At 55.7% G+C, this 16,177-nt stretch carries 16 protein-coding genes; 8 read left to right on the top strand and 8 right to left on the bottom strand.

Annotated elements, in window-relative coordinates; all coding sequences use genetic code 11:
- Window positions 1-89: 89 nt before the first annotated feature.
- From ispG to HQL65_17065, 3 genes are all read right to left on the bottom strand, one after another.
- The gene (gene ispG, locus HQL65_17075; GenBank protein ID MBF0137946.1) at window positions 90-1,163 is read right to left on the bottom strand and encodes a flavodoxin-dependent (E)-4-hydroxy-3-methylbut-2-enyl-diphosphate synthase; all 1,074 of its coding nucleotides are present in this window, start codon (window positions 1,161-1,163) and stop codon (window positions 90-92) included.
- A gap of 73 nt (window positions 1,164-1,236) precedes the next feature.
- Complete coding sequence (locus HQL65_17070) at window positions 1,237-2,991, bottom strand: DUF4115 domain-containing protein (GenBank protein ID MBF0137945.1); 1,755 nt, start codon at window positions 2,989-2,991, stop codon at window positions 1,237-1,239.
- A gap of 19 nt (window positions 2,992-3,010) precedes the next feature.
- Window positions 3,011-4,708 (bottom strand): NAD+ synthase, encoded by a 1,698-nt coding sequence (locus HQL65_17065; GenBank protein ID MBF0137944.1) that lies wholly within the window; start codon window positions 4,706-4,708, stop codon window positions 3,011-3,013.
- 301 nt (window positions 4,709-5,009) lie between these two features.
- Between HQL65_17065 and HQL65_17060 the strand changes: the two genes are divergently transcribed.
- The 7 genes from HQL65_17060 (at window position 5,010) to smpB (ending at window position 8,554) form a co-directional block, all read left to right on the top strand.
- Window positions 5,010-5,189 (top strand): AtpZ/AtpI family protein, encoded by a 180-nt coding sequence (locus HQL65_17060; protein ID MBF0137943.1) that lies wholly within the window; start codon window positions 5,010-5,012, stop codon window positions 5,187-5,189.
- A gap of 92 nt (window positions 5,190-5,281) precedes the next feature.
- Entirely contained in the window at window positions 5,282-6,004 is a 723-nt protein-coding gene (locus HQL65_17055; protein MBF0137942.1) for a F0F1 ATP synthase subunit A, read from the top strand.
- A 74-nt stretch (window positions 6,005-6,078) separates the two neighbouring features.
- Entirely contained in the window at window positions 6,079-6,306 is a 228-nt protein-coding gene (gene atpE, locus HQL65_17050; GenBank protein MBF0137941.1) for an ATP synthase F0 subunit C, read from the top strand.
- 18 nt (window positions 6,307-6,324) lie between these two features.
- Window positions 6,325-6,897, top strand: coding sequence for a F0F1 ATP synthase subunit B (gene atpF / locus HQL65_17045; GenBank protein MBF0137940.1), 573 nt, complete (start codon window positions 6,325-6,327; stop codon window positions 6,895-6,897).
- Window positions 6,898-7,061: 164 nt separating this feature from the next.
- Window positions 7,062-7,355, top strand: coding sequence for a DUF1778 domain-containing protein (locus HQL65_17040; protein MBF0137939.1), 294 nt, complete (start codon window positions 7,062-7,064; stop codon window positions 7,353-7,355).
- Between the two features lie 3 nt (window positions 7,356-7,358).
- Window positions 7,359-8,087, top strand: coding sequence for a GNAT family N-acetyltransferase (locus HQL65_17035; protein ID MBF0137938.1), 729 nt, complete (start codon window positions 7,359-7,361; stop codon window positions 8,085-8,087).
- Between the two features lie 17 nt (window positions 8,088-8,104).
- Window positions 8,105-8,554 carry an SsrA-binding protein SmpB gene (gene smpB / locus HQL65_17030; protein MBF0137937.1) on the top strand — a complete coding sequence of 150 codons (450 nt, stop codon included), beginning with the start codon at window positions 8,105-8,107 and terminating at the stop codon, window positions 8,552-8,554.
- Window positions 8,555-8,611: 57 nt separating this feature from the next.
- Here smpB and holA read toward each other — a convergent pair whose 3' ends face one another.
- From holA to HQL65_17005, 5 genes are all read right to left on the bottom strand, one after another.
- Window positions 8,612-9,649: a DNA polymerase III subunit delta gene (gene holA / locus HQL65_17025; protein ID MBF0137936.1), complete on the bottom strand. Its 1,038-nt coding sequence runs from the start codon at window positions 9,647-9,649 to the stop codon at window positions 8,612-8,614.
- 138 nt (window positions 9,650-9,787) lie between these two features.
- Entirely contained in the window at window positions 9,788-10,327 is a 540-nt protein-coding gene (locus HQL65_17020; protein MBF0137935.1) for a hypothetical protein, read from the bottom strand.
- A gap of 3 nt (window positions 10,328-10,330) precedes the next feature.
- A complete protein-coding gene (locus HQL65_17015; GenBank protein MBF0137934.1) occupies window positions 10,331-12,910 on the bottom strand; it encodes a leucine--tRNA ligase in 2,580 nt (859 codons plus the stop codon).
- A gap of 128 nt (window positions 12,911-13,038) precedes the next feature.
- A complete protein-coding gene (locus HQL65_17010) occupies window positions 13,039-13,317 on the bottom strand; it encodes an XRE family transcriptional regulator (protein ID MBF0137933.1) in 279 nt (92 codons plus the stop codon).
- Window positions 13,304-13,669, bottom strand: a complete 366-nt coding sequence (locus tag HQL65_17005; protein ID MBF0137932.1) for a type II toxin-antitoxin system RelE/ParE family toxin — start codon at window positions 13,667-13,669, stop codon at window positions 13,304-13,306. Before HQL65_17005 ends, HQL65_17010 begins: the two co-directional genes overlap by 14 nt.
- Before the next feature lie 440 nt (window positions 13,670-14,109).
- Here HQL65_17005 and HQL65_17000 point away from each other — a divergent pair, with 440 nt between their 5' ends.
- Window positions 14,110-16,062 carry a hypothetical protein gene (locus HQL65_17000; GenBank protein ID MBF0137931.1) on the top strand — a complete coding sequence of 651 codons (1,953 nt, stop codon included), beginning with the start codon at window positions 14,110-14,112 and terminating at the stop codon, window positions 16,060-16,062.
- The last annotated feature ends 115 nt before the right edge of the window (window positions 16,063-16,177 follow it).

The following is a 16,177-nucleotide window of genomic DNA, read 5'->3' as shown; positions in this document are numbered from 1 at the left end:
GCACAGCCCTTCCTCCTGGACCTCCATCCCAGTTTTTCATTTGTTTTTTGAAATTAACAAGTTATTAGACAGCCTCTTATCAAAATCTTTCATGATCGGGTTGTTCTCAATTGAGCAGCCACTTCTTCCACACGGCTCACCAGGGCATCCACCAGCGCCGCATCGGAGATTTTTCCAACCGGCACTCCCTGAAGGTACAACAAATTGTCGCCCTCGCCCCCGACCACACCCACGGCGCTTTCGCGTGCCTCACCCGGGCCGTTGACCACGCAGCCGATGATCGACAGCGTGACAGGTTCCCGGATATGGGCCAGACGCTTTTCCAGTTGTTCCACCACGGCGATGACCGGAAACCGTTGGCGGGAACAGGTGGGGCAGGAGATGATATCGACACCATGGGAACGCAACCCCAGGGATTTCAGGATTTCAAACCCCACCCGGACCTCTTCGACCGGATCGGCAGAGAGAGAAACCCTCAGTGTATCCCCAATTCCTTCGGAAAGCAACATTCCCAAAGCGACTGCCGATTTGACGGCCCCGGGGAGCAACCCTCCGGCTTCGGTCACGCCGAGATGCAGCGGGTAGGGAACCTGTTGCGCCAGGAGACGATAGGCAGCGACGGTCATGGCCACATTGCTTGCTTTCAGGCTGATTTTGATCTCCTGAAAATCGAGGTCTTCGAGAATGCGGATATGGCCAAGGGCCGATTCCACCATGGCTGCGGGGCAAGGTTCGCCGAAGCGGGCCAGCAGCTCCTTTTCCAGGGAACCGGCATTGACGCCGATACGGATGGAGACCTGACGTTCCCGGGCTGCCCGGACCACATCGCGGACCCGTTCCCGTGAGCCGATATTGCCTGGATTGATGCGCAGGCCATCGACGCCGCGCTCCAGGACCATCAGGGCCAGGCGATGATCGAAGTGAATGTCGGCGATCAGGGGCACCGGAGAGGCGGCGCGAATATGGCCGAAGGCCACGGCGGCTTCCTGATCCGGGCACGAGATGCGGACGATATCGGCCCCGACAGCGGCCAGGGCACACACCTGCTCCAGGGTGGCGGCCACATTCCGGGTATCGGTGTTGGTCATGGATTGCACGGAGATGGGCGCATCTCCCCCCACGGCCACGGATCCCACCTGGATGCGACGACTCGAACGACGCAGCAGTGTCACACGGGCACGGGTCATGATTCCATCATTCCTGGGTCAGAGTGTTTCAGTATGCCGAAACACTCTATCACTCCTGGGGCAGGGATGGAAACCGATGCAACAGGCTCTTGGGTGAAACATCCAGATTGCGTACCACTTCTCCCCGGCGTCCCAGGGGCGGAAGCGAACGACCATCCACCAGGAATTGCACGCCTCCGGCATTTCCCAGCAGGGCCGTGTATTTTCCACCACCGGGGATCTCAAAACGTTCACCGGGTTTCATGACCCGGTTTTTGATCTGCTGCCCATCGGCATCCCGCACCGAGACCCAGGTTTCTTCGGTAGCCACCAGGGTGACCCGGGAACCGGTCCGGGAGCCTGATTCCACGCCAGATACATCTGTTGTCGTTAAAGTGGATGCGCCTACCCCTTGAGTTTCGGAAACAACCCCACTCCCAGGGTCTGGCAGAACCTGTTGCCCAGACAAGACCTGTTGATTTTTTCCTGTCGGCACACGCACCCCGGCGGCATCGATACTGCCAGCAACGTTACGCCGGTTATTTTCGGTTGGCACGCGGTCCATCATGGCGTGAGCAGGACCATTTGCCGCCGGGGTGTCCAAAGTGGCACCCGGTGACACAGCAGGGGGTCTTTGCCCATCCGTTTCGTCATCGACAATAGCAATACGTTCACCGGGATGTTTGGCCGCCAGGGATGGTTTGGTTTCCATGCCACCGGGGCCTGGTTTCATCTCGGGTCTGGTTGCCGCAGTGGTGGCCACAGGTTCACCGGGACGTTTGGCCGCCAGGGATGGATTGGGTTCCGCGCCACCGGAGCCTGGTTTCATCTCGGGTCTGGTTGCCGCAGTGATGGCCACAGGTTCACCGGGACGTTTGGTCGCCAGGGACGGATTGGGTTCCACGCCACCGGGGCTTGGTTTCATTTCGGATCTGGCCGCTGTAGTGGCCATGCTGGCGCTGGCGCTGGTGCTGGTGCTGCTGCTGGCGGCAGTACCGGACTGTCTGGCAATCACCAATGGCCCAGGCTTGGGCGGGGCCAGAACCCGACTGTCAGGATTTTCATCTTCCTCATCTTCATCTCTTTGTTCCGGCTCGATATCATCTTCCTCACCACCACCCTGGACATCCGCCGTGCCATCGATAAAGGGTGAAGAGCCAGGCACGGACGATTGATCATCACCATCGATGTCTGTTTCGGAGATATCCGCAATATCTTCACCGGAATAAGCTTCCTCTCCGGGAGACTTTCCCAGCATGGCGGTACGCTCGGCGGCCATCCTGGAACCCCCACCCAACCCCTGGCCAAAGAGACGCAGGTTCATGCTTGAATTGGAATACCAGGCAATCAGGGCCACGAGTCCCAGAATTCCCAACACCACCATCCAGGCTGTGGGACGGCTACGGGAGGTGTTGTGGGGCGGGGGAAAAAACTGCGTCGCCAGAAATCCATCTTCCTGGTGCCACTGCTCGACAAACCGGTCCACCGTCTCTTTTTCGGAAACATTCAAAAATTTGACATAGAGGCGCAAAAAACCAATCACGAAAGCCGGTCCGGGCAGGGCACCGATCTCTCCTGCCTCAATGGCCTGCAAATGCGCAATCCGGATGCGGGTCTGTCGGGATGCCTCCTCGAAGGTGACCCCTCTGGACTCGCGTGTCTGACGCAGCAACTGCCCGATTTGCTGGGCGATATTGAGTCCGCTCCCCACTGGCTCCGCAGGGATCACCGTGGAAAACCCCTCCTCTCCAGTCACAGGCGACTCCTGCTCATGGACCGTAGAGGCTGCTGCGGTTGCGGCTGATTTTGTGGTTCCCTTGATCATGAGTTGCCATCCATTTCGTTCACGTCACCTGGAAACCGTTGGTGATGGGATAACGACGATCCTTGCCAAAAGCCCGCCGGGTGATCCGCACTCCCGGGCAGGCTTGTCGCCGTTTGTATTCATTGCGATCCACCATGCGAATCACCCGCACGGCCGTTTCCCAATCCACCCCTTGCGCCACGATATCCTTCAGGCTGAAATCCTGCTCCACGTAGAGATGCAATATCTGATCCAACAGCGGATAGGGGGGAAGCGAGTCGGTATCTTTCTGGTTGTGCTTCAGTTCGGCGGTGGGGGCTTTTTCCAGAACACGCTGGGGAATGGGCGGTATTTGCCCGGCGGCGCGTGCCCACTGATTGCGGGCTTCAGCCAGACGGTAGACCGTGGTCTTCAGGACATCCTTGAGAACCGAGAAGCCGCCGGCCATGTCTCCATAGAGGGTGGCATACCCGACACTGACCTCACTTTTATTGCCCGTGGTGACCAGCAGACTCCCCTTTTTATTGGAGATGGCCATGAGCAAGGTGGCCCGGATACGGGGCTGGAGATTTTCCTCGGCAACCCCTTCGGGAAGGCCGGCAAATTCCGTGACCAGGGCTTTCCGGAAGCCCTGAAACAATTCGCCAATGGCCATGTCACTCAAACGAATTCCCAGACGTCGGGCACCATCGGCAGCATCTTCCAGACTGTCGCTGGACGTAAAGGGGGATGGCATCATGACCACCTCTACATGGTCTGGACCCAGGGCATCGACACAGATGACAGCCGTCAAGGCCGAATCGATACCTCCGGAAAGACCGAGTACCACCCCCTTGAAGCCATTTTTTTTCACATAATCCGCCAATCCGAGACAGAGTGCCTGGTAGATTTCCCGTTCCGATCCGGGTGGTATCTCCTCCACATCCGGCTGATCCACCGGCTGGATTCCGGCCACGCCCGCAGGATTCGCCACGGACTGGAATTCGATCATGCCCGCAGAGGGGGCGCTCACCCGCAGCAGGCGCACATCTTCCCGAAAGAGCGGTGCCTGGGTCACAATCCTTCCCTGCCGGTCCATGGCAAAGGATCCCCCATCGAACAACAGTTCGTCCTGGCCACCCACCTGGTTGACATAAACCACCGGCAGGTTGGTCTCCCGGATGCGTCTGGCCACAATGTCCTGCCGTTCCAGGCGTTTGCCGACATGGTAAGGAGAGGCATTGAGATTGATCACCCACTGGGCACCGGCCTGAGCCAGGGCGGTCATGGGTCCCGTGGCATGCCAGATATCCTCACAAATGGTGATGCCCAGCAGGGTACCCCGCCAGGGAAACAAAAGCACCTCCCGCCCCGGCTGAAAATAGCGCCATTCGTCAAACACCCCATAATTGGGCAGACACCATTTGCCAACGAAACCAGTCTCCCGGCCCTCCTCGACCAGAATCCCGGCATTGAACAAGCCATCCGGCCCCCGCCGTACCCCCCCATGAATGGCCGCAATGCCAATCTCCCCCAAACCCCGCCGCAAAGCCGCCTCGACACCCTCCAGACGCTCCAGAAAAACCGGCTTGTGCAATAAATCCTCGGGAGGATATCCAGCCAGAACCAGTTCGGGAAAAACCACCAGATCCGCCCCGGAAGCCCTGGCCTGTCGGGCCACGCGCAAAACCAGTTCCAGATTACCTTCCAGGTTCCCCACATGCGGGTTGACCTGGGCCATGGCCAGTATCGTTTCCATTGTCGTCAATCGTGCGCAAGGAGTTCGAGAAGGAAGAGAGGAGCAACCGGTATCCATCCTACGTGATTCCCGACCGGTTTCCAACAGCGATAAACACCAGAAACCGTCTTTGTTTTCCATTTCAAGTGACCCGGAAAACCACGCATCCGGAAAATGCATGCAAAAAAGTGACAGCCGCAATTGACAGCGACGGCTCTTTTTTCTAGCATGCGGAATACGTTTTGGTGAATACAGCCTTTCCGGACCATGCAGCGTGGAAAAACAGGATCCAAAAGCAAGTCCGTCCGGTTTGTCACTGGCCATGCGCCTGAGTACGGAAATGGTCTCGGCCACCCTGATCGGAGTCGGTATCGGCTACGGTCTCGACAAATGGCTGAACTCTGGACCCTGGGCCACCCTGATTTTTTTCTTTTTTGGGGTCGCCGCCGGGTTCCGGAACCTCTATTATGCCGCCAATCCAAATGCGGAGCGGAAACGCTAGATCAGAACGACCGGAATGCCGACATGCCCATGCTGATTGCCACTGCCCTGGCGGCCAATGCCACCCATGCCGCCGCTGAAGCCGCCCCCAAGATGGACCCCCTGCACCACTTCCAGGTGGTCAAATACATCCCCATCTCCCTCTTCGGCGTGGATATCTCCATCTCCAACTCCGTCATCTGGACCTGGATCGCCATCGGAGTCGCCTTCGCCGTCTTCAAATTCGGCATGCGCACCCCGACCCTCGTGCCGGGCCGCATGCAATCCATCGCCGAATCCGGATTGCTCTTCGTGCGCGGCATCATCAACGATACCATCGGCAAAGAGGGACAAAAATTCTTCCCCCTCGTCTTCACCATGTTCCTCTTCGTCCTGTTCTGCAACGTCACCGGCCTGATCCCGGGGTCATTCACCCCAACCTCACAGCTCGTCGTCACCGGCACCTTCGCCATCGGGGTCTTCGTTTTCTCAACCGGACTCGGGTTCATCAAACACGGTACCCATTACTTCAAATTTTTCGTCCCGGGTGGCCTGCCCGTGTTGCTGCTGCCCCTCATGGTGCCCATCGAAATCATCTCCTATCTGGCGCGTCCGGTCTCCCTGTCGGTCCGTCTCTTTGCCAACATGACCGCCGGGCACACCGTTCTGGGTGTCCTCTTCTTCTTTACAGCCACCCTGCCCTGGTTCGGTGCCTGGCTCCCCTTCGGCTTCTCGGTGGTCTTTACCGCCGTTGAAATTTTCATCGGCTTTATCCAGGCCTATATCTTTACGATTCTGACGTGTGTCTATATCAATGACGCACTCCACATGCATTGAACACGGCACCGATATCGGGCCGGGTCACTCAACCACGGAACCTTCGGGATCCTGTTCAAGGAGGGTATGAACCAATGGAAAGTCTTGCCGCGTCTTTCATCGGTATGGGATTGGCCGCCGCCGGCCTCGCCGGCTCGGGTATCGGCCTGGGCTTCATGTTCGGCAAGACCATCGAGGCCTTTGCCCGCCAACCCGGTGCTGAAGCCCAATTGTCCAAATATGTCTGGATCGGGGCCGCCTTCGTCGAAGCCATCGCGCTCTATGGCCTCGTCATCGCCTTCATCATCATGGGCAAAGGTTGATCCACGCGGAGGCCTGACATGATCTCGATCGCTCACGCCGCTGAAGAGGCCGCCCAACATGCACAGGCCTCCGGTCTCCCTCAGTTCAACGTCGTCAATTTCAGCTCCCAGATTTTCTGGACTGTCGTCTCCTTTCTGGTCCTCCTCTACCTCCTCACCCGCTTCGTCATCCCGGCCATCAATTCCATCCTGGATGCCCGCAGCAGGTCCATCGAAGACGACCTGAAACAAGCCAAGAGTTCCCGGGAAGAAGCTGAAAAAGTCCTGGCCAGCTATCGCAAGGAACTGAACGCCGCCCGCCAGGAAGCTGCCAAAATTATCGATCAGGCCCGCCAGGAAACCGCCCGCCAGCGCGAACAAAACAAGGCCGATCTCGAACAGGAACTTGCCAAGAAAAAAAGCGCCGCCATGGAAGAAATCGAACAGGCCAAGCGCCATGCCCTGGATGAAATCAAGGAAGCTGCTGTCGAGTTGACCATCTCCGCCACCCAAAAGCTCATCGGCAAGTCCGTCTCCAAAACCGATGCCAACAAAATGGTGGAACAGGTCCTTGCCCAGATGAAGGAAGACAATCAGCATCCCATGCATTGATTTTCTTTCCGATCCATAAAAGAATGCAGGAGGGCTTGGCCCTCCTTTTTTTTGACTGGACCCCGTTACAAAATGGCCGAAATTTGAAACAAAAATTGAAATATGTTGCCATTTTTTGATATATACTTGTAAATGGAGTACATTTCGAAAAACGGGAGCGGGCCATGAAGACCTTGAATGATAACTTTGCACTGAAGGATTCAAGTCGCCTGCAAATGCGGGTCACCCCGGAACGACGTAACCTGTTGGAACAAGCCGCCAGGTTGACCGGACGGTCCCTGTCGCAATTCGTCCTCGATAGCGCTGAACAAGCTGCCATACGAACCATCGAGGAACAACGTGTATTACGCCTGACCCAACGCGACAGCGATTTTCTCGTGGCGGCCTTGCTTAATCCACCAGTCCCAGGAGAACGGTTGCGCAAAGCTGCTACCCGATATCAAGAGATGATGGATTGATGTGTGTCTAAATCAAAATCACTCCTGATTGAACCACTTGGGTCCCAACATGACCGAAAAGACTTCCATTCTGGCGTTGTTGATCTGGATATATATTTAGGCCATGATCATCCATTCGGCCACGATGCGTGCTTTTTTTCGGAAAACCTGCAATACGTCCGACTCTTGGCGCTGAACAACGCGCCAAGAGTCGGACCATGGCCCGCCCCCTGGAATTTTTTTGCAAACGGCGCAAAAAAATCCTGGGAAAAGGGGGGCGTAAAAAAACAGCATGGGGCTCCGCCCCATACCCCGCCAGGACTCTGTCCTGGACCTGCCAGGGAGCCAGCCCCCTGGACCCCATTACAGAATGGCCGAAACGATGATCAAGGCCAAATTTCAGGATACTATACGCTCTCGGCCTTTGCCATTGCCCCAAAAGAACTTCCGCCGGAAATTGCCAAACGAATGCCACGTTACCCGGTTGTTCCAGCAACACTGCTTGGCCGTTTGGCGGTTGACATGCATTTTCAAGGACGTGGCTATGGCGAGTTACTATTGCTGGATGCATTACACCGGACGCTTATTCACGCGACGGATGTGGCCACGATTGGTGTTATCGTGGAAGCCAAAGATGAACATGCCATGAATTTTTACCAACATTTTGCATTCAGACCTTTTCCTGATCACCCACGACGGCTGTTTCTTTCTCTTGCCACAATTGCACAGCTCTTTACTGATTCTCACTTCTAATTGCATAGGTTCCTCCCATGGGTATTAAAATTATCGCCGAAAATCGCAAGGCGCGTTTCAACTATGAAATTCTGGAAAATCTGGAAGCGGGCATCATTCTGGTTGGGACCGAGGTCAAATCTTTGCGCAACGGTAAACTCAATCTGGGTGACTCTTACGCCATCATCCAGGCCGGCGAGCTGGTCTGGCTCAATGCCAATATTCAGCACTATGCCCAGGGCAACATTCACAACCATGATCCCCTGCGCACCCGCAAATTATTGGTCCATAAAAGTGAACTGCGCCGCCTGATCGGCGTCACCCAGGAAAAAGGCCTGACCCTGATTCCCCTGAAAGCCTATTGGAAGGATGGCCGCGCCAAACTCGATATCGGTGTCTGTCGCGGAAAAAAACTCCATGACAAACGTGCCACAGAACGGGATCGTGACTGGCAACGGGAAAAGCAAAGATGGATGAAAAATTCCTGAATATTTGGACCATTGCCGACCCGGGTCAACACCTCGCTGGTTTCGACCACATCAAGATCACCCAGGTGACTTGGCACACAAGTGACCCAATCGAATGACCATGCGTTCCATGATTTGTCTGGCTGGCAATTTTTGCACACCTTTGAGACCCGCGTCTGCTGCCTGACAAACGAGCAGTGTTTCGGCCAAACGGGCTGCCGTGATGACTTGTGCCTGGCTCAGGAGTGAATCTTTATCTTTCCAGAAGGGTTTGGGGTACAACTGATCCAGGGCCTGGGCCGGTAAATGACCATTGGCCAGCAGGCCTTGCAGTTGGATCAGGCGGCGCAGACGGGCTGTCAGGGTTCCCAACAGGAGCAGAGGTTCCTCCCCCCGTTCCAGCAATCGATCCAGAATATGCAGGGCACGTGCAGTGTCCCCTGCCGTCACCATTTCGGCCAGGGCAAAGAGAGAATAATCAACCGTCTCGCCCACCACCGCCAGAACCGCCGCCAGATCCAGATGGCGTTGGGTCCCTTGATACAACATCAACTTTTCCAGTTCCTGCCGGGCAATGCCGGTATCCCCTTCCAGGCGCTGGGTCAAATGTTCCAAGGCGGCGGTATCGACCGAATAACCGGCGGTGGTGAGATACTCTTGCAGCCATTTTTGAAATGCTCTGCCTTCCAGGGGATAAAACGGGATGCACCAGGCCTGCTTGTCGGCTTCGAACAGTTTGCGCAAACCATTTTTGGCATCCATGGCACCTGCCGTGAACACCAGCAGGGTGGTGGGATTGGGGCGTTCCAGGGAAGTTTTGATCACCGATAGTTGGGCCGTGGCAACCTGTTCGGCCTCACGAATGGCAATCAGGCGGCGGGCAGCCACAAAGGGCAGGGCACGCCAGGCCGCCATGAAACGTTCCGGATCCAAGGTCCCACCATGAAACAGTTCGGCATCAAAATCGGCATCTTCGGCGTGCTTGCCAAATATTTGCGTTTGGATGCGCTCCACGGCATCCCGGATTTGCCCCTGTTCCGAACCATACAGCAGGATGGCCGGTGGCCATGATCCGGTGCGCAACCGTCCGGCAAGATCCGTGGAGCGCAGCTTCATGCCGGTCCTGAAAAACGTATGAAAAACTGGGATGGAGGTCCAGGAGGAAGGGCTGCGCCCTTCCTCCTGGCGGGGTTTGGGGCGGAGCCCCAATAAAAAATCATTCCCAAATTTTTTTCCCAAGAAAAAGACGTTAATTCAGAAAGAACCAATCATGACGGCGGTCAACTCTTCGGTCAATTGGTTCAGGGCCTCGCTCACGGCCTGTTCCCGGGCGGATTGACTGGCAGTCACGGCCCGCAATTCATTGTAGACCACCACGCCCTTGACAAGAGGGTATCCCGGCACCACCGGTTTTCCTCCCACGATCAGTTGCGGCTGGGCCTGCACGGTGATCCGATATTGATCGGCACGCCCGGAACGGTCTTCCAGGTGCATGATGCGTTCAACGGGATCCAGACGCACAACCAGTTCCGGACGTTCGCCGCTGACGGGTTCAATGCCCAGACGGGTTTCGAGATTCTGACGCAGGAGTCGCGCCATCAGGGGGTCATGCCAGGCACCAGCCCCTTCCACGCGGATGCGGGCATGCCGCAAGGCCGGAATCGAACCGGATTCATCCCCGGAAAAACGATAGCCGCAACCCTGCACCAGAACAATCAACCACAATCCCAGCCAGGAAAACAAAACCCTGGAAGACAACTTTTCCCTACCCGCGCTTTTTTCCGGTCCACCCATGTTTCATGCCACCACAATGTTGACCAGGCGTTTTGGAACGACCACGACATTGCGCACGTTCTTGCCGGTCAAAAACGGGGTGACCCGGGAATCATTCAAGACCATTTGTTTCAGCTCTTCCGGATCGATCTCGGGTGATACATTCAGTTTGGCGCGCAGCTTGCCGTTGACCTGAACCACGATGGTGATTTCATCCCGGACCAAAGCCACCGGATCGGCAGCGGGCCAGGTCTGGTTGCACACATATCCCTGGCCACCCAGATCCTGCCAAAGCTCTTCGGTCATGTGGGGCACGTAGGGATTGAGCAGTGTCACGGAGACTTCGGCCAATTCCCGCATGATGGCGGCAGCCTCCCCATGCAAAGGCCCCTCCAGGGTGGCCAGAACCTGCAAACCTTCGTTGACCAGTTCCATCACCGCCGCAATGCCGGTGTTGAACTGGAACCGCTCCAGGTCGCCACTCACCCGGGCAATCGTCGCATGGACCTTGCCGCGCAGCTTGCGCAAGGTCTCGTCCTCCGGCATGGTCGTGGCCGGTTTGGCACCGGGGGCACGGGTGGCAATCTCCTGCACCAGCCGCCAGAGCCGGTTGAGAAACCGCCAGGCACCATCCACCCCGCTTTCGTTCCATTCCAGATCGCGTTCCGGCGGTGCCGTAAAGAGCATGAACAGCCGGGCCGTATCGGCCCCGTAGCCGGCGATCAGGTCGTTGGGATCCACAACGTTGTGTTTGCTTTTGGACATTTTTTCATTGCGGCCCACGGCCAGAACGGCCCCACACTCCTGACAGGTCGCCCCCCCCTCTCCCGGAACCACCTCGGCGGGATACCGCCAGCCATGGGTCGGACAGCGATAGGTATCCTTGCGCACCATGCCCTGGGTCAGGAGGCGGGTGAACGGTTCGTTGCACGAAACCCATCCCACATCCCGCAAGGCCTTGTGAAAAAACCGGGCATAGAGCAGATGCAACACGGCATGCTCGATCCCCCCGACATATTGATCGACGGGCATCCACCGCCCGACCCGTTCCCGATCCAGGGGGGCCGTGTGAATGTCGGGTGAACAGTAACGCAGAAAATACCAGGAGGATTCCATGAAGGTATCCATGGTATCGGTTTCCCGGCGGGCCGGACCTCCGCAACGCGGACAGGTGGTCTCTTTCCAGGTGGGGTGGCGTTCCAGGGGATTGCCTGGTTCTTTGAGATCGACATCGCGGGGCAGAGAGACCGGAAGCTGTTCTTTGGGCACGGGCACGACTTCACAGGTCGGGCAATGCACCATGGGAATGGGGTTGCCCCAATAGCGCTGCCGGGAGATGCCCCAGTCGCGCAGTCGATAGTTGATCGTGGCCCGACCGATACCCTGTTCCTGGAAAGCCTCGGCCACCCTGGTCTTGGCCGTTTCGTTGTCCAGGCCATTGAAAGGTCCGGAATCGACCAGAACACCGGATCCGGTATAGGCCTCGGTCAATGTGGCAGCCGTCAGGGGATTGTCGCGGGGCTGGATCACGACCCGTATCGGTAAATCATGGGCACGGGCAAATTCAAAGTCCCGTTGATCGTGCGCCGGCACCGCCATCACGGCCCCGGTGCCGTAGCTCATGAGGACAAAATTGGCAATGAAAATGGGGACCGGTTCCCCGGTAAACGGATGTATGGCCCGCAACCCGGTGTCATAGCCCTTTTTTTCCAGGCGTTCCATGGCCTCTTCGCTGGTCCCGGTCTGTTGGCACTCGCGCATGAACGCCAGGGCTGCCGCATCCGTGGCCGCCACCTGGTGGGCCAGGGGATGTTCGGCGGCAATGGAGCAAAAAGTCACCCCCATGATGGTATCCGGGCGGGTCGTATAGACCGGCAGGGTCGTCTCCTGCCCCTCGATCCGGAAGGCAAACTCCACGCCGTGACTCTTGCCGATCCAATTGGTCTGCATGGTGCGCACGGTTTCGGGCCAGCCTGACAGATGCGCCAAATCCTCCAACAATTCATCGGCATACTGGGTGATGCGCAAAAACCACTGGGACAATTCACGCCGCTCCACCGGGGCACCGCTGCGCCAGCCGCGCCCGTCGATCACCTGTTCGTTGGCCAGGACCGTTTGATCCACCGGATCCCAGTTGACCAGCGATTTTTTCCGATAGACCAGACCCTTTTCATGGAGTTGCAGAAACAATTCCTGCTCATGGCGGGCATATTCGGGGTCGCAGGTGGCAAACTCCCGGTCCCAGTCATAGGAAAGCCCCATGGTCTTCAATTCCCGCCGCATGGTGGCAATATTGTCGTAGGTCCAGTCGGCGGGGTGAACCCCCTTCTGGATGGCGGCATTTTCGGCGGGCATGCCGAACGCATCCCAACCCATCGGATGCAAAACATTTTTGCCCCGCAACCGCTGATAGCGGGCAATCAAATCGCCTATCGTATAATTGCGGACATGACCCATATGGATCCGGCCCGACGGGTAGGGAAACATCACCAATAAATAAAATTTTTCCCGGTCGGAATCCTCGACCGTGCGAAAAATGCGTTCCTGGTCCCATATGGCCTGCCATTTTTTTTCGATGGCCTGGGGATTGAATTTTTTCTCCATGATGTTTCCCGTTCCTTGGCAAGGGCCTGATGGCTTGGTCAATGCTGCCACGATTTCCCTCCTTCATACCACAAAACAGGGGATCCGGGCAAAAGGGAGATGGAAAAATAGCATGGAGCAATTGTTTTTCAGATCAACTCGACGCGCAGTTGTCTGCCCACGGCACGGGCCAGTCGTTCCAGAGACTCCAGGGTAATGGCTGTATTTTCCGGATCAAGCAGGCGGTTCAGTTGGGAACGACTGGTGTTGAGTTCCCGTGCCAGTTGCGTCTTGGACAGGTGTTCCTGTTTCATGATGTCAGCCAATTGCAAGCCCAGCAAACGCTTTCTGGCCCTGGCGGAAACATCCTCCAACATACCTTCTTCTGCCAGAAATGTTTCCAGGGAACTCCCTTTATGAGGGTTCATCGCTTTTCTCCTCGTATTGATGCTGACGGTTTCGGGCCAAGTCCATCTCTTCCTTCGGCGTTTTATGGGATTTTTTCTCGAAACCATGCAAAAGGACCATGTCATGTCCTTGTACGGTAAAAAACACTCGGGCTATGCCGCCTTTTTTCAAATGACTGCGTACCTCCCACAATCCCGGACCCAGTTTTCGTACCAGAGGCATTCCCAAAGGCCATCTGAACTGGACCAATCTGATATCCTCCCCAATGGCTTTTCGATCCGCGACATCCAGTTCACGTAACCAGTCACGAACCGGTTCGTTTCCGGAACCCGTGCGGAAAAAAAATGCTGAAAGGATGGGAGCGGTCTGCATGTCTGGAATGTACCATTTATGGTACGTATTGGAAACATATTTTTCAACAACTGCAAAATCAACGAATTGAACATGAAAAGAAGCGTGAGGCAGTTTCTTTTCCAAAAAGTTTTGACTTTTCCAAGCAAAATGCGCCATATTCTCCCGCCGGTAGAACCTGCGAATTCAAATCCACTCCAATCGTGAGCGTCATGAACCCTGACATAATATTAAAAATCTTTAATCGTCAAATTGAAATTATTCAGATTATTTTTTCTGTTATTTTTGATCATTTCAAAAGTGACACGCTTCCCTACTCGTTGTCGCTTGGATTGTTTATTTCTTTGATTGTTGTTGTGTCATTTTATTTGTATCAAAGCATCCCGGCCCTATGGCGGGTCAAAAAAGTTATTAAAATGTTCAATAAAAATAACTTCGAATACCATAAAAAAAGCGCTGAAATGGATCGTGCATTTGAAAAAATTAAATTTCTCAGGCATCCCTGGAAAAAGTTCAGGGATGGTTTTGTTGAACGTCATATAAATTCAAATGTTTATATCTATTACACAACCCCTCCGAGTCATTTTTTTGATCTGAACCAGACCCGGTTGCACACCACATGGCTCAGACATCTTCCCCCGCTGTTCATCGGTATTGGTCTTTTGTTGACTTTTACCGGTCTGGCGGCAGGACTCAAATTTGCGACGCAATCGTTGAGTGGTGGCGATATTGGCCAATTGCAGGAGGCCCTTGGCGGGCTGCTTCATGCCGCATCCGTCAAATTCATTACCTCCATTGCCGGTCTGGTTTGTGCGCTTTTGACCACCGTGATTTATCACGCAACTCTGCGGTGGCTGCGAAATACGCTTGCCGATCTGTGCGTTGCCATGGAAGGTGTCCTGCAACCCCTGGTCCCGGAGCAGATAGGTGAGGATCAGACAAGGCTGTTGGAAGAACAGGCCAACCAGCTCAAAAAGTTTACCAGCGAAATGGCTATTACGCTCGGGCAAAGCCTGGAAAAAGCTCTCAGGGATGTCGTACCCGGCATCATGGAGAATGCCATGCAACCGGTCGTTGCGGGCGTTACGGCCCTCAATCGGGATCTGGGCAACAGCGTCGGGGATGTGGTGCGCGAACAGACGGGGGATCAGTTCAACCATCTGGGCAGGACGTTGCAAACCCTGAGTGAGGCCATGAGTGGCTCCGGCAGGGATCTGAGGGAAGCCGCCGAGGGATTTCGTGATCTTTCCCAAGGCATGCAACAAAATATGGCAGGCAGCATGCAACGCATGGAACAGGCCTCCACCCACGCCGCCGAACGTTTCGAAAAGGTTTTTGCCCAGGCCGTGGATCAATTCGCCACTGCCGTGACCACCAACGCCCGTTCCATGGAGAGTGCCGCCACAGCCCTCAATGGTGTGGCGCAAAACTCGGCCACTTCCCTGCAAAGCGGAATCCAGGGAGCCGTCACCGCCCTTGCCGAGGCCATGGGAAAAATTCAGGACCATGTTCTGCACATGTCCGATGGTCTGGCCAGTGTTCCCAAACAAGCCGGCGAGGAGTTGGGACAACACATGGCGAAGTTTCTTGAGGAAACACAAAAACTGACGGCGGAAGTCAGGGAATCCACGGTCAAAAATGTCAAAAACATCAGTGCCATCGTCTCCGTTGTCCAAACCAGACTCGAAGAGGTTTCAGGAAATATCGGTCGCAATGGTGAAGCCAGCGCCAACAGAATTCTGGCCGCATCGGAAGGTTTGACAGATCGCATCTCCCGGGTCCTGGAAGAGATGCAGCGCCATACCGTCGAAAACAGCGAAAAAATCGGCGGTGCCGTCGGTTCGTTGCGGGATGCCATCCAGGAGACGACCCACACCATGCACGCGGTTGAGTCCCGCATTGAAAAACACGTCAAGGGACTGGAAAACATTTACGAGTTGTCCACCAGGACCCAGGAGGCCATGCGGGGGGCTGCCCGTGACATCGGTCAGGCCACCGCACCCTGGGCCGAAACCGGAAAAACCATTGCCGCCGGCGTCAGTCAGGCCGGGCAACAAACACGGGAAGCGGCAACCCTGCTTAATGGAGTACAAGGACAGGCACAGCAACTTGCCAAAGATTTGAGTCAGACTCTTCAGGCCTTGAGCCATGTCTGGGAAATATATGACAAGAGATTCGAGGATGTTGATAAAAATCTGGAACAGGTCATGACAACCCTGTTGAAACAGGTCGGAAGTGTCACGGATGCCATGAAAAAATATACTAATGAAATTGATGCCAATATGGGAAACGCCGTCAACAAGCTTGGCAGCAGTGTCGGTGAACTGGGTGAAATCGCCGAGGCATTGAATGAAGCAATCGGTAAATTACGACCGAACCAATCCCGTCAGGAGGCTGTTTCAAAAACACGTTGATTTAAGCCGCATCCACTTCAAGATATGCAGTTCTGGAGGATTAAATTTGGGAAGAAAGCTTTTGTTGGGGCTTCGCCCCAAACCCCACCAGGGGGAAGGGCACAGCCCTTCCCCC

The sequence above is a fragment of the Magnetococcales bacterium genome (genome assembly GCA_015228935.1).
Classification (GTDB): domain Bacteria; phylum Pseudomonadota; class Magnetococcia; order Magnetococcales; family DC0425bin3; genus HA3dbin3.
The sequence above is the reverse complement of the archived record's forward strand: the minus strand, read 5'-3'. Positions and strand labels throughout refer to the sequence as shown.

Coding starts and splice junctions, on each gene's coding strand:
- HQL65_17070 (MBF0137945.1), bottom strand. CDS start 2,991: ATGATCAAGGGAACCACAAAATCAGCCGCAACCGCAGCAGCCTCTACG.
- HQL65_17065 (MBF0137944.1), bottom strand. CDS start 4,708: ATGGAAACGATACTGGCCATGGCCCAGGTCAACCCGCATGTGGGGAAC.
- HQL65_17060 (MBF0137943.1), top strand. CDS start 5,010: ATGCGCCTGAGTACGGAAATGGTCTCGGCCACCCTGATCGGAGTCGGT.
- HQL65_17055 (MBF0137942.1), top strand. CDS start 5,282: ATGGACCCCCTGCACCACTTCCAGGTGGTCAAATACATCCCCATCTCC.
- atpE (MBF0137941.1), top strand. CDS start 6,079: ATGGAAAGTCTTGCCGCGTCTTTCATCGGTATGGGATTGGCCGCCGCC.
- atpF (MBF0137940.1), top strand. CDS start 6,325: ATGATCTCGATCGCTCACGCCGCTGAAGAGGCCGCCCAACATGCACAG.
- HQL65_17040 (MBF0137939.1), top strand. CDS start 7,062: ATGAAGACCTTGAATGATAACTTTGCACTGAAGGATTCAAGTCGCCTG.
- smpB (MBF0137937.1), top strand. CDS start 8,105: ATGGGTATTAAAATTATCGCCGAAAATCGCAAGGCGCGTTTCAACTAT.
- holA (MBF0137936.1), bottom strand. CDS start 9,649: ATGAAGCTGCGCTCCACGGATCTTGCCGGACGGTTGCGCACCGGATCA.
- HQL65_17020 (MBF0137935.1), bottom strand. CDS start 10,327: ATGGGTGGACCGGAAAAAAGCGCGGGTAGGGAAAAGTTGTCTTCCAGG.
- HQL65_17015 (MBF0137934.1), bottom strand. CDS start 12,910: ATGGAGAAAAAATTCAATCCCCAGGCCATCGAAAAAAAATGGCAGGCC.
- HQL65_17010 (MBF0137933.1), bottom strand. CDS start 13,317: ATGAACCCTCATAAAGGGAGTTCCCTGGAAACATTTCTGGCAGAAGAA.
- HQL65_17005 (MBF0137932.1), bottom strand. CDS start 13,669: ATGCAGACCGCTCCCATCCTTTCAGCATTTTTTTTCCGCACGGGTTCC.
- HQL65_17000 (MBF0137931.1), top strand. CDS start 14,110: ATGGATCGTGCATTTGAAAAAATTAAATTTCTCAGGCATCCCTGGAAA.